At 48.9% G+C, this 12,453-nt stretch carries 11 protein-coding genes; 4 read left to right on the top strand and 7 right to left on the bottom strand.

Going from position 1 to position 12,453, the window contains the following annotated elements; all coding sequences use genetic code 11:
* The first annotated feature begins 144 nt into the window (after nt 1-144).
* Nucleotides 145-780 (top strand): GntR family transcriptional regulator, encoded by a 636-nt coding sequence (locus V2546_RS13340; RefSeq protein WP_329752598.1) that lies wholly within the window; start codon nt 145-147, stop codon nt 778-780.
* A gap of 102 nt (nt 781-882) precedes the next feature.
* Here V2546_RS13340 and V2546_RS13335 read toward each other — a convergent pair whose 3' ends face one another.
* On the bottom strand, nt 883-1,545 hold the full coding sequence (locus V2546_RS13335) for an RraA family protein (RefSeq protein ID WP_118298402.1): 663 nt from the start codon (nt 1,543-1,545) through the stop codon (nt 883-885).
* Nucleotides 1,546-1,733: 188 nt separating this feature from the next.
* On the opposite strand from V2546_RS13335, the gene V2546_RS13330 reads away from it, so the two are divergent.
* Nucleotides 1,734-2,849 (top strand): enolase C-terminal domain-like protein, encoded by a 1,116-nt coding sequence (locus tag V2546_RS13330; protein WP_329752597.1) that lies wholly within the window; start codon nt 1,734-1,736, stop codon nt 2,847-2,849.
* A 48-nt stretch (nt 2,850-2,897) separates the two neighbouring features.
* Entirely contained in the window at nt 2,898-3,641 is a 744-nt protein-coding gene (locus V2546_RS13325; RefSeq protein ID WP_118298404.1) for an SDR family NAD(P)-dependent oxidoreductase, read from the top strand.
* 110 nt (nt 3,642-3,751) lie between these two features.
* On the opposite strand, the gene V2546_RS13320 is transcribed toward V2546_RS13325, so the two are convergent.
* A complete protein-coding gene (locus tag V2546_RS13320) occupies nt 3,752-4,309 on the bottom strand; it encodes a biotin transporter BioY (RefSeq protein ID WP_118532689.1) in 558 nt (185 codons plus the stop codon).
* Between the two features lie 440 nt (nt 4,310-4,749).
* Between V2546_RS13320 and V2546_RS13315 the strand changes: the two genes are divergently transcribed.
* Entirely contained in the window at nt 4,750-6,108 is a 1,359-nt protein-coding gene (locus tag V2546_RS13315) for an MATE family efflux transporter (RefSeq protein WP_329752596.1), read from the top strand.
* 124 nt (nt 6,109-6,232) lie between these two features.
* Here V2546_RS13315 and V2546_RS13310 read toward each other — a convergent pair whose 3' ends face one another.
* The 5 genes from V2546_RS13310 to V2546_RS13290 all read right to left on the bottom strand — a co-directional run bounded on the left by V2546_RS13310 (nt 6,233) and on the right by V2546_RS13290 (nt 12,427).
* Nucleotides 6,233-7,870 carry an ABC-F family ATP-binding cassette domain-containing protein gene (locus V2546_RS13310; protein ID WP_118297534.1) on the bottom strand — a complete coding sequence of 546 codons (1,638 nt, stop codon included), beginning with the start codon at nt 7,868-7,870 and terminating at the stop codon, nt 6,233-6,235.
* Between the two features lie 502 nt (nt 7,871-8,372).
* Nucleotides 8,373-8,585 (bottom strand): cold-shock protein, encoded by a 213-nt coding sequence (locus V2546_RS13305; RefSeq protein ID WP_015552243.1) that lies wholly within the window; start codon nt 8,583-8,585, stop codon nt 8,373-8,375.
* A 350-nt stretch (nt 8,586-8,935) separates the two neighbouring features.
* Nucleotides 8,936-10,435, bottom strand: a complete 1,500-nt coding sequence (malQ, locus tag V2546_RS13300; RefSeq protein WP_329752595.1) for a 4-alpha-glucanotransferase — start codon at nt 10,433-10,435, stop codon at nt 8,936-8,938.
* A gap of 191 nt (nt 10,436-10,626) precedes the next feature.
* Complete coding sequence (locus tag V2546_RS13295) at nt 10,627-11,451, bottom strand: hypothetical protein (RefSeq protein WP_117515863.1); 825 nt, start codon at nt 11,449-11,451, stop codon at nt 10,627-10,629.
* A gap of 289 nt (nt 11,452-11,740) precedes the next feature.
* Nucleotides 11,741-12,427, bottom strand: a complete 687-nt coding sequence (locus V2546_RS13290) for a YjjG family noncanonical pyrimidine nucleotidase (protein WP_329752594.1) — start codon at nt 12,425-12,427, stop codon at nt 11,741-11,743.
* Nucleotides 12,428-12,453 lie beyond the last annotated feature (26 nt).

Genomic DNA, 12,453 nt, shown 5'->3' with positions numbered 1-12,453 from the left:
TTTATTTTTGCCATGTGATATATCTATCATCATATTACACTATTTTGTGATATATTTCAATGGATTTCTGTGAATTTTCACTTGCAATTTGTCACAAAATTATATATGCTTGTTACAGCATATTTACCAAAAAGGAGGAGAACAATGGCAGAAGCATTGACAAATCAGGCATATGAATATCTCTATCGCAAGATCGTATCCTGTGAATACCTGCCGGGACAGGAACTTAATGAAAAGCAGCTTCTGGAAGAGACATCCTTTGGAAGAACGCCACTCCGCGAGGCGCTGCTCATGCTGCAGGCAGAGAATCTGATCGACATTTTCCCGCGCAAGGGAATGCGGATCACTCCTTTTACCGAAAAAAGTATCGACGATCTCTATCAGACACGTAAGCTGATCGAGCCGACTGTCTGTAGGAAATATATCTCCATGTACTCCAAGAGCAGGCTTTTAGAATATCTGAAGCAGTTTGAAAAGGCGGCCACCGGTCCGGATTATGATGAATTTCAGATCGATACCTCTTTTCATTCCTATCTGGTCGATATCACCGGGAACGAGATCCTGATCAACCTGTATCAGTCTGTGATGATCCAGCAGATGCGTCTCGCCGTCTACGCCGCATTGAAGGATGACCAGAACCGTGTTGACAACCTTGAACAGCACCGCGCCATTATCGATGCGCTTTTAAGGGAGAACGAAGATGCCGTCCAGGACGCGATCATCCTGCACATCAACCACTCCCTGATCAAATCACTGAAAATGATGGAAAACGATAACTGACAATAAAACCAAAAGGCTGCCGTGATCCCGTATCGGATTATCCGATTCCGAATCACGGCAGCCCGTCTTTTTTGTCTTCGTTTTTAATATTCGTCCGCTTTATTACAGGATGCCAAATACTTTAAACGCTTCCGTCGCGCTCATCCCGCCTTCGATCGCACTGCGGACTTTTTTCTCACCCGCTGCTTTTTCAAACGCCTTCTCGATACATTCTTTTTCCACTTCTTTCGGAATGATCAGCACACCGTCCATATCTCCGAACACAATGTCACCATCGTGGATCGTAACCTGGCCGATCTCGATCGTGCAGCGGAAGTCCACCACATTCGTTCTGATCGAAGAGTCCTGTGCCCAGCGTCCCCTTGCAAATACCGGGAAATTCTGTGCAAGGACCTGCGGAGTGTCACGTGTATATCCGTCAAGAACTGCTCCCACAGCTCCGCGTGTCCTGGCTGTCGCCGTGAGGAGTTCTCCCCAGAGAGCACTGTTTCCCGCTCCCGTCGCTATATAGATCTCATCTTCCTTCAGCTGGTCAAGTGCTTCTGTCAGAAGTCCAAACGGCTTTTTCTGTGCTTCATATACATTATGTTCCAGGATCGTACACGCTCTCCCGGCCAGTTTCATGTCATCTTTTAACGGCATGATCTCCGGAGGCAGGAACTGGTGATTATATCCCATGGTATCAAGGATGTCTCCTACGACCGGAGTATAGAGTTTTTCTTTCATAAGCTTAAAGAGTTCTTTGTCGTCGTTCCACTTGCTCATTGTGCACTTTCTCCTTTATTTTCTATATTATATTTGTATTATAGTGCAATATGTGATATAATTCAATCATCAAATTTGGTATTGTGATATATCTATGTTGTGTAATTGTGACATTCTGCGCTGAAAACTTCCGGAATGGAGTTTTTATCTTACAGTGCAGAGACTTTATTCATTTCAGGAGAATCATTATGATCATTACAAAGTTCGAGACATGGTGGGTAACCCGCGATAAATGTCTCTTCGACGAAAAACGTCAGGGCGGCGCCAAAATGGGTTGGGATGTTTTCGCGATCCGGCTGACCACAGATGACGGAACCGAAGGGACCGCAACCTGTATGGCTGCCCGCAGCGGCGGTGTAACCGAAAGTTATCTCCACGACAGTATCGCTCCGATCCTGCTCGGACGTGATCCGCACGATCATGAGGCGATCTTTTATGAGTTGTGGAATGTTGACCGTCATGAAGCATTTTTTCCCGTATTTCTTCCGGGTCCGGTGGATGTCGCACTTTGGGATATGTGTGCAAAAGCAGCCGGTCTTCCGCTTTATAAATATATCGGCGCTTACCGCACAAAGCTTCCGGTATATGCCAGCGGAAATTTCCACGCCACTGTGCAGGAATATGTCGACGAAGCACTTTATTATAAGAGCAAAGGGATTTTAGGATACAAGGCACATCCGGGCGGACCGGTTGAATTTGACATGAAAGTCCACGAAGCTGTCCGGGAAGCCGTTGGTCCGGATTATACGCTCATGAGTGACCCGGTCGGCGAGTATACGCTGGACGATGCCATCCGTGTCGCAAGACAGCTGGAGCGGCTTGGATATGAGTGGTTTGAGGAGCCGTTCCGCGATTTCGAACTTTACAAATACACCGAACTCTGCAAGACCGTAGACATCCCGATCGCCGCTACAGAGACGACCAGAGGCTGTCATTGGGGCGTCGCACAGAGTGTGGCACAGCATGCAGCCGATATCGTCCGCGCAGATGTAAGCTGGAAGGACGGCGTCACAGGGACTTTAAAGATCGCTCACATGGCAGACAGCTTCGGATTAAACTGTGAGATCCACACAACGACCATGAATTACATGGATCTTGCAAACGTGCATGTAAGCTGCAGCATCCGGAACTGTAAATATTTCGAGTACTTTGTCCCGGAAGATAACTACAGACTTCCCATGAAAGGTGATCTGCCGATCCGCGACGGATATATCTATGTACCTGACAAACCTGGTGTCGGGGCCGAGCTCGACTGGGATCTGATCAACGAAAACTGTCACAGCTATCGCTGCCAGAGCTTATAACTACAGATCTTCGATCTGTTTTATGATTTTGAGGAGGCATATATCATCATGAAAGAATTTGAAGGACGCACCGGTATCGTTACCGGCGGAAGCAGCGGGATCGGATACGCGATCGCAAATGTACTGGCCGAAAACGGGGCAACCGTATATGTGATCAGCCGTACCGGAAAGGAAAAAGAAGGTCTTGCGCCGTCTGCTCCCGGCGTGATCCATGTAAAGGGAGATGTCACGGATTATGATGCAATGAAAAAGCTGATCGGAGAGATCGCAGGAAAATCCGGTCTCGATTTTCTCGTAAACAATGCCGGGATCACCAAAAAGGCACGCGCGGAAGTTTTCCCGATGGATGACTTTAAAAAGATCCTGGATGTGGACGTGACAAGTCTGTTCGCATTGAGCCAGATCTGCTACCCGTATTTAAAAGAGAGCAAACATAAAGGACGCATCATCAATATCAGCAGCATGGCCGCGCATCTCGGCTTCACCGAAGTCGTTCCGTACTGCGTCAGCAAATCTGCGGTCTGCGGTCTGACACGCGGGCTCGCCATCGAGTGGGCAAACGACAACATCTGTGTCAACAGCATCGCGCCGGGCTGGTTCCCGAGTGAGATGAACAAGCAGGTCATGACTCCAGAAAGAAAAGCCGCGATCCTCGCAAGAATGCCGGTTCATGCGTTCGGCGATACCAGGGATCTCGGTGCAATGGCTAAGTTCCTGATCAGCGATGGTGCCACCTACATCACCGGGCAGGATTTCGCGGTTGATGGAGGCGCACTGGCTTACGGATATTGATCCGGTTTTGTCCGGATCGGAGATTCCGCGAATTTCCCCGGTCATCAAAAAGTCCGCAGCATAAAAATTGCTGCGGACTTTTTTAGATGTATATGAGTTTTATGAAATACCTACATGAATCTGGATACTGCCTTGCGGATCTGCGGTCCTGCGATGATCGCGATGATGATCTTTGCGGTATCGCCCGGAAGATACGGGATCACGCCGACTCCGAGTCCTGCGACAAAGCTCATTCCAAGCTGGCCTGCAAGCCATGCCGTACCAAACGCGTAGCAGACTGCCATACCGAGGATCATGCCGATCACATGCATATAGATCTTTGTCGGGAACTTCTCAACGAAGAAGCCGACGATCGCTGCAAGGAAGATAAAACCGATGAGATATCCGCCGGTCGGTCCGAGAAGCTTGCCGACACCGCCGGAAAATCCGGAGAATACCGGAAGTCCTACGGTTCCCAGGAGCAGATATAAGACATAGCTCGCTACGGAAAGCTTTGTTCCAAGAATATATGCCATAAAGAAGATCACCAGGTTTGTCAGACTGATCGGTACCGGGCTTACCGGGATCGGAAGTGCCATCGGGGCAAGAATACAGGTGATCGCTGTCATCAGCGCTGTCACCGTCATCTGTGCAGTTGACATGTGGTGTTTTGCTGCTGTGTTTTCCATTTTTATTTTCCTCCCAACATCCATCGTTTCCGCTGCCGTGATCTGAACTGTGGATCTTCTGGATTCGCATTCCGGCATATGTATCTCAAGATGGAATTGTTATGATTGACTCTTCCCATATCATACGCATGTTTCGTCCATTTGTCAACTTGTTTTTGTTTTATAGTTTACATTTCTTTGTCCCATTGTTGACAAATGCCGCCGCATCCAGATCCTTCTTCCCGGAAAAAAGTAATTTACAATCTTCTTTCATTCCATTTACCGCTTCCGGAAATCGTGCTATACTCTATGGGCTGTGATCCTGAAAAAGATCATGTTCCGACACATTCAGAGGTCTTTTACAGCCACATGCAGCTGATCTCAGCCTGCACTGATCAGGATCACACCAGATCTTACACACATCCTGTTTTCGACCTGGAGTAAATCATCAGGAGGTAATTATGGCAGCAGAAAATGATCTCGGCCGTGACAATATAAAAAAACTTGTGATCCGCATCGCGGTCCCCAGTATGCTGGCGCAGTTTGTCAGCGTTCTTTACAGCATCGTTGACCGCATGTATATCGGAAACATCCCTGTTTCCGGCGATATGGCGCTCGCCGGGGCCGGTGTCTGCGGTCCCGTTGTGACGATGATCGGCTCCGTCGCATTTCTCGTCGGGATCGGCGGTGCCCCGCTTATGAGCATGAAGATGGGACAAGGCGATAACAAGGCCGCCGAACGGATCCTCGCCAACTGTTTTTTAATGCTCGCGCTGTGTTCTGTCCTCATGGTCGCCTGTATCTACCCGATCCGGATCCCGATGCTGCGGTATTTCGGTGCGAGCGACACCACACTGCCCTACGCAAACGCGTACTTTACGATCTATCTGACAGGGACCGTATTCGCGCTCATGTCAACCGGCATGAATCAGTTTATCATCTGTCAGGGATTTGCGAAAACCGGTATGTACTCCGTCATCATCGGTGCGGTGTTAAATATTGTCCTGGATCCCGTATTTATCTTCGGTTTTCACATGGGTGTCTCCGGCGCCGCGACGGCAACAGTCCTCTCCCAGACGGCAAGCTGCGCCTTCGTGCTGAAAACGCTCTTCGGAAAGACTGTGCCGGTACGCATCACTTTCGGCGGTTATGACTGGCGGCTGATACGCAGGATCCTGACGATCGGCTTCACCCCATTCATCATCATCGCGATGGACAATGTCATGATCATCACGATGAACGCGATCCTTCAGAAATACGGCGGTGCGGCACGCGGCGATCTTCTCATCACCTGCGCGACGATCGCGCAGAGCTTCATGCTGGTCGTCACTATGCCTCTCGGGGGCATCACGAGCGGAACCCAGGCGGTCCTCGCTTACAATTTCGGAGCAGGAAACACCGACCGCGTAAAAGGTGCCCAGAAATATATCTTTATCCTGGCAGCGGCGTACACCACCTTGCTGTTTATCCTCGCACGCACCGTCGGCGGCCTGTTCGTCCGTCTCTTTACATCCGATCCGACGGTTGCCGCTGAGGCGCTCCGGGCGATCCGGATCTTCACGCTGGCGATCATCCCGCTGGCGTTCCAGTATGAGATCGTCGACGGTTTCACCGGGCTCGGTCAGGTACAGGTCGCTCTGCCGCTCTCATTCTTCCGAAAGGGCTTATATTTCGTCTCCCTGTTCCTGCTGCCTGCAATGTTCGGCGCGGAAGCGGCATTCTTTGCAGAACCGGTCTCCGATATCGCCGGACCGGTCGTGTCGGCCATCGTATATATCGTTTCAATGAAGGGGATCCTGGCAAAAGCCGGTGAAAACTGATTTGATCAAAAAAGCACAGGCTCTGTAGATTCCTTAGTTTAATCCATGGAATCCACAGAACCTGTGCTCTTTTTTTATTTTTACACGCTGCTGATTTTTATAGCAGATCAGTCAGGCCGCAAGATCAGTCATCATTCTCTTCGCTCTCAGTAAGAGTATATGTGAATCTCTTTCTCGCCATCTCATCGCTCTCAAGGTACTCGTCGTAGGTTGTGATCTTATCGATCAGCTGTCCGTTGACGATCTCCATGATACGGTTTGCAGTTGTCTCTACAACCTGGTGGTCACGGGAGGAGAAGATGATCACACCCGGGAACTTCTTCATTCCGTTGTTCAACGCAGTGATGGACTCCATGTCGAGATGGTCAGTCGGCTCATCGAACATCAGCACGTTCGCGCCGGAGATCATCATCTTGGAGAGCATACAGCGCACTTTCTCACCACCGGAGAGAACTTTTACCTTCTTCACACCGTCTTCACCAGCAAACAGCATTCTTCCGAGGAATCCGCGGACATAAGTAACATCCTTTTCCGGGGAATACTGGGTCAGCCAGTCTACGATCGTATCATCGTTGTTGAACTCGGCGCTGTTGTCCTTCGGGAAGTACGCCTGAGTCGTTGTGAGACCCCATTTGTAGCTTCCGGAATCCGGCTCCATCTCGCCTGCAAGGATCTTGAAGAGTGTTGTCTTCGCGATCTCGTTCGGGCCTACAAGTGCAACTTTATCTTCTCTTCCGAGTGTAAAGGAGATGTTGTCGAGAACCTTTACACCGTCGATCGTCTTTGTAAGTCCTTCAACAGAAAGCACTTCATTACCGATCTCACGCGCCGGGCGGAAGTCGATATACGGGTATTTTCTGCTGGACGGACGGATCTCATCGAGCTCGATCTTCTCTAAGGCACGTTTTCTGGATGTCGCCTGTTTGGACTTGGAAGCGTTCGCGGAGAATCTCTGGATGAACTCCTGTAACTCTTTGATCTTCTCCTCTTTCTTTCTGTTTGCTTCCTTCATCTGCTTGATCATTAACTGGCTGGACTCGAACCAGAAGTCGTAGTTTCCGGCATAGAGCTGAATCTTGCCGTAGTCGATATCAGCGATCTGTGTGCAGACCTTGTTTAAGAAGTAACGGTCATGGGATACAACGATGACCGTGTTCTCGAAGTTGATCAGGAACTCCTCGAGCCATGCGATCGCATCGAGATCCAGGTGGTTGGTCGGCTCGTCGAGGAGCAGGATATCCGGATTGCCGAATAACGCCTGTGCGAGGAGAACCTTGACCTTCTGCGCGCCGAGGAGGTCTTTCATCATTTTGTAGTGGAGCTCTGTCTCGATTCCGAGACCGTTTAAGAGGTTCTCAGCGTCAGACTCTGCTTCCCACCCGTTCATTGTTGCGAACTCGCCCTCAAGTTCTGCTGCCTTGATCCCGTCCTCATCAGTGAACTCTTCTTTTGCGTAGATCGCGTCTTTTTCCTTCATGATATCGTAGAGGCGCTTGTTGCCCATGATAACGGTATCAAGAACTGTATATTCGTCGTATTTAAAGTGGTCCTGCTGTAAGAAAGAAAGACGCTGGCCCGGAGTGATCACAACCTCACCGTTTGTCGGTTCGAGCTGACCGGATAAGATCTTTAAGAACGTGGACTTTCCGGCACCGTTGGCACCGATGAGACCGTAGCAGTTTCCTTCTGTAAATTTAATGTTTACGTCTTCAAATAAAGCTTTTTTGCCGACACGGAGTGTCACATTATTTGCACTAATCATTTTCTAAATCTCCTTTTGACTGACAAGGGGTACCTGTGAAATACTTACGGATCCACGTACAATGTGGATCATAACACAAAATGCGCCTTAGCGCATCCCGCGCCGGGCACAAACACTCTGCCACAGATCGATATATCCGGGCATAATCAAAATGGCAACTGTCCACAAATCATAAAATCAAGCCGAGCAGTTACCAAAGTCCTTCTTATTCTATTAGGAAATGCCGCATTTTGCAAGGCTTTTCTTGAAAAAAGCCTGTTTTAGGGGGAAATTTTATAGAGGTGCAGAAATTTCTATCATAAAAAGAATATGCCCTGGCACATTCTCGCGCCGAGCGCGGTCGCCTGCGACATCCTTCATCTTCACGCGAGCGCGCATCTTAGGCATGCAATGCCTTTTTATTTAACAGGAAGTTCCATCGGAATTTCCTGTTAAACAAACAAAAAACCGCCGCTCCGGATATTCCCGGAACGGCAGCTCTTTGTTTTCTCTTTTATTCGAATTAGAGTTTAACTACGTTAACAGCGCGAAGCTTCTTGCTGTTCTTCGGATCCTGCTCTGTGTCGAAAGTAACCTTCTGGCCCTCTTCAAGAGTCTTGAAGCCGTCGCCTACGATTGCGGAGAAGTGTACGAATACGTCGTCGCCGCCGTTGTCGTTGGAGATGAATCCGTAGCCTTTCTCAGAATTGAACCACTTAACTGTACCGTTGTTCATTTTGGTACCTCCATAAAAAATTGAATTTTTCCGTACTAAGCCCTACTGGAAATCTCCACACATCGCTGATGGTCTTTATTTCAAAAAACTCACATGCTTTTGTAATTCATCGTATCGCGCAAATGACTTACAAAAACATGTGAGTTCAATAGTGCATCGGAATTAACTTAACAATATCACAATTCCGGTCCGGTGTCAATCGAATTTCCAAGAAACGGGCGGTCTGTTTTCCCCTTACAAACCGCCCGTTTTTCCTTATTTTCCGGCACTGTACCGCGTACGGCACACATCTGTTGTTATCGACAAAAGCCGACTCTGTCACTCGGTATTTTTGTCCTGTGACCGCACCGTCAGAACCGTCCAAATGTATCCACAAGCCATGAAAGATGGTTGATGTGATCCTGGTTCAGTTCGCCCGGTTTCATTCTCCATCTCCAGTTGTTTCCAACTGTTCCCGGAGTGTTCATTCTCGCCCAGTTGTCCAGTTTCAGGATATCCTGAGCCTGGAAGATGACAACACTCGCGACAGACGCATAGGCGGTCTTCAGGACCTTGTCTACGACCTCATGCTGATGGGAGACGCCCATGTAATCCGCAATGTACTGTAATTCCCACCACTGGCGCTCTTCCGGCTTAAAATAGCCCACCAGAGTCTCATTGTCGTGGGTTCCGCCGTAAACGACAGAATTCGGAGAGTACATATGTGGGAGATGCTCGTTGAAGCGGTCACCGCTGAATGCAAACTCGATGATCTTCATTCCCGGATAGCCGGTCTCCTCGAGAAGTTCCTTGACTTCCGGAACAAAGATCCCGAGGTCCTCCGCGATGATCTTCGTGTCCCCGATGACCATGTTGATCGCATCCGTGAGTTTCTTTCCCGGTCCCTTTAACCATTCTCCGGTCTTTCCGTCCTCGGAACCGGCCGGGATCGCGTAATACTGGGTCACGCCGATAAAGTGGTCGATGCGGACTACATCATACAGGCGGGCGGACGCTTTCATACGCTCCTTCCACCATGCAAAATCTGTCTTTTCCTGGACATCCCAGCGATACAGCGGGTTGCCCCAGAGCTGTCCCGTCTCACTGAAGGCATCCGGCGGAACTCCGGCAACCTTGAGCGGAGTCAGGTTTTCCTCGTCCAGAAGGAATAATTCCGGATGTGTCCAGACGTCCGCACTGTCAAGCGCCACATAGATCGGAATATCACCGATGATGGAGATTCCCTGTTCATTCGCGTATGTGCGGAGTTTTCCCCACTGCTGGTAAAACTTATACTGCAGGAATTTCCAGAAGTCGATCTCGTCCTTTAACTCCTCACGGTAGGACTCCACTGCCTCTTTTTTGCGGAAGCGGATGTCTTCCGGCCAGGCCAGCCATTCTTTATTATCAAAATGGAACTTTAGTGCCATGTAGAACGCGTAATCGTTCAGCCAGTACCAGCTGTCCATGCAGAACTTCTCGTAGCCCTGTTCCTCCCGGTACTCACTTCTCGCATACGCTTTTTTAAGCAGCGGGAAACGGTACCAGAACACTGCATCATATGCCACCTGGGTCGGATTATCGCCCCAGTAGCAGGCGTTGATCTCATCCTGTGTGAGAAGTCCCTCTTTCACCAGTGTGTCCAGATCGATAAAATACGGATTCCCCGCAAACGCGGAAAACGACTGATACGGGCTGTCCCCGTAGCTTGTCGGTCCGACCGGCAGAACCTGCCAGTATTTCTGTCTTGCCTTCTTCAAAAAGTCCACAAACTCATAGGCCGCACTGCCAAATGTACCGATTCCATACGGTGACGGCAAACTTGACACCGGCATTAAAATTCCGGCTCCGCGCTCCAGCATTGTCTTCATATGTGTATCCCCTTCTGTCCGGCAGATCCCCGCCGGTTTGTCTTTTACCATTCAGCATTTTACCGTCCATAACGGCTCACAGCCCGGCACATATTATGCGCAGGGCTGTTGCTGATTTCTTCTGTATCGTCCACCTTCTACACTCCGCTGTTCATGCCATGCGCAGACAGCAGCAGAAACTTTCTGGTGAATTAACGATTCTTCTTGATTCTCTCGTCGTTTTCAAGGACTTTCTTCGCGATCATAATGAAGTGGAGCTTGAAGTTATCCTCTGTATCATTTACGTCAAGTCCGGTATTAATACGGACCATATTTAAGCTTGTCTTTACATCATCCTCAGACATTCCGAGCTGTCTTGCAGTCTCAGCGATGTCCTCTTTGCATTTGTAGTATTTCGCGAGAACCCGCTTCTCAGTCTCACCGAGCTGTTTTAATACGGTTCTGGTAAGGCGGTCACCGAAGTTTACAACCATCTGATTGATGCTGCTGTAAATCTCCATACCCATGTATTCAAGGATCACCCGGTCTTTCTTGAAGATCTCGCCGGCCTTTACCGCATCCTGGGCATTGCTGTATGTATGCTTGATGCCTTTGATGCCGCTCTCGATCGTACCGATGCCGACACGGATCTTTCTGTCGGACTCGATCTTTTCAACTTCCTGAAGAGCAGTCTCCTTGATCTGCGGGATCAGGTCGCGCATTCCAGACTTATCTTTCATGATCAGGATCACACAGTCACCGCTGTCGCAGGTAATGATCTGTTTGCCGCCGATCTTTTTGTTGATGTCGGATAGAGCGATGATCGCATTTGCCGCATTTGTAAGTTTCTCGCGGTCTTCCGGTTTTACGTTCATATCAGACGGATACTGGAATGATACCGCCATAAAGGTGTCCATATCCACGTCGAATCCAAGCTGTCTTCCAAACTGTTTTACCAGGTCCTCGTCCTCGTAATATCCGATCACGATGTCGTTAAAGTAAGCTGATAATGTGATATCTGTCGTGTTCTTGTTCATGAAATACACCCCTCATTTCTATATATTCGCCGCCGCTCTTTCTGTCCCTTCACCGGATCCGTATGCGGCGGACAATGCTCTCCGGGAAAGCTTAATTATAAGAAAAATCCTCGTATTTGTCAAGATGTCTGACAATGTTTCTCAGTATTGCTATGACTTTTTGCAATTTTAAAAGGTACCAGCATTAAAACCAGCCTTCAAAATGATTTTCCATGGATTTTATCTCATTCCAGATGCATTTAGTTTACATAACTTTTCAGAGAAATTGCCTGATGCTGTCGTTCTGAAATTAACTCAGCATCTCACCTATCCTTTCCAACGTATCCGCCTCGTAATCCACATGCACCCCGGCTGTATTCTCCTGATGGTGCGGGTTGTACCACAGGGTATCGATTCCGGCATTGTTTCCTCCACGGATGTCAGAAGTCAGGGAGTCACCGATGATCAGCATGTTCTCCACATCGTTTCTGCCCATCTTTTCAAAGCAGTAATCGAAATACTCCTGCTGCGGTTTCTGGTATCCGGATTCCTCGGAAACGTAGATTCCCTGAAACAGCTTGTCCAGGCCTGCTGCCGCGAGGCGTTTATACTGGGTCTCAGCGACACCGTTTGTAACGATATGAAGCTCATAGCGATCCTTTAAGCCGTTGAGAAGATCCATAACACCGTCCAGAAGGAACGCGCTCTCATTTAATGTCTGGCGATACAAACTGTCGACCTCAGCGCCATTTACCTTGATTCCGAAGTCACTGAAGAAATCCTCAAATCGCAGGCTTAACACCTGCTCTCTCGTGATCTCCCCGCGCTCTAACTTCTGCCAGTAGCTTTTGTTCAAATGGTGGTACTTCTGCACATTCTCCTCTGTAGCCGGTACGCCAAAGTGGGTGAGTACCCGCTCGATGCCGATCCTCTCCGCCTTGTCGAAATCCAGAAGTGTTCCATCCACATCAAAAAGAAGCACCTGGTATTTTTTCATGACTTGTTTTCTCCTGTTCTTTATTT

It is taken from the genome of Clostridium sp. CM74B_53 (assembly GCF_036318045.1).
Classification (GTDB): domain Bacteria; phylum Bacillota; class Clostridia; order Lachnospirales; family Lachnospiraceae; genus Pilosibacter.
The sequence above is the reverse complement of the archived record's forward strand: the minus strand, read 5'-3'. Positions and strand labels throughout refer to the sequence as shown.

What these genes read in the sequence shown, in the direction of transcription:
- V2546_RS13340 (WP_329752598.1), top strand. Translation starts at nt 145, where the DNA reads ATGGCAGAAGCATTGACAAATCAGGCATATGAATATCTCTATCGCAAG.
- V2546_RS13335 (WP_118298402.1), bottom strand. Translation starts at nt 1,545, where the DNA reads ATGAGCAAGTGGAACGACGACAAAGAACTCTTTAAGCTTATGAAAGAA.
- V2546_RS13330 (WP_329752597.1), top strand. Translation starts at nt 1,734, where the DNA reads ATGATCATTACAAAGTTCGAGACATGGTGGGTAACCCGCGATAAATGT.
- V2546_RS13325 (WP_118298404.1), top strand. Translation starts at nt 2,898, where the DNA reads ATGAAAGAATTTGAAGGACGCACCGGTATCGTTACCGGCGGAAGCAGC.
- V2546_RS13320 (WP_118532689.1), bottom strand. Translation starts at nt 4,309, where the DNA reads ATGGAAAACACAGCAGCAAAACACCACATGTCAACTGCACAGATGACG.
- V2546_RS13315 (WP_329752596.1), top strand. Translation starts at nt 4,750, where the DNA reads ATGGCAGCAGAAAATGATCTCGGCCGTGACAATATAAAAAAACTTGTG.
- V2546_RS13310 (WP_118297534.1), bottom strand. Translation starts at nt 7,870, where the DNA reads ATGATTAGTGCAAATAATGTGACACTCCGTGTCGGCAAAAAAGCTTTA.
- V2546_RS13305 (WP_015552243.1), bottom strand. Translation starts at nt 8,585, where the DNA reads ATGAACAACGGTACAGTTAAGTGGTTCAATTCTGAGAAAGGCTACGGA.
- malQ (WP_329752595.1), bottom strand. Translation starts at nt 10,435, where the DNA reads ATGAAGACAATGCTGGAGCGCGGAGCCGGAATTTTAATGCCGGTGTCA.
- V2546_RS13295 (WP_117515863.1), bottom strand. Translation starts at nt 11,451, where the DNA reads ATGAACAAGAACACGACAGATATCACATTATCAGCTTACTTTAACGAC.
- V2546_RS13290 (WP_329752594.1), bottom strand. Translation starts at nt 12,427, where the DNA reads ATGAAAAAATACCAGGTGCTTCTTTTTGATGTGGATGGAACACTTCTG.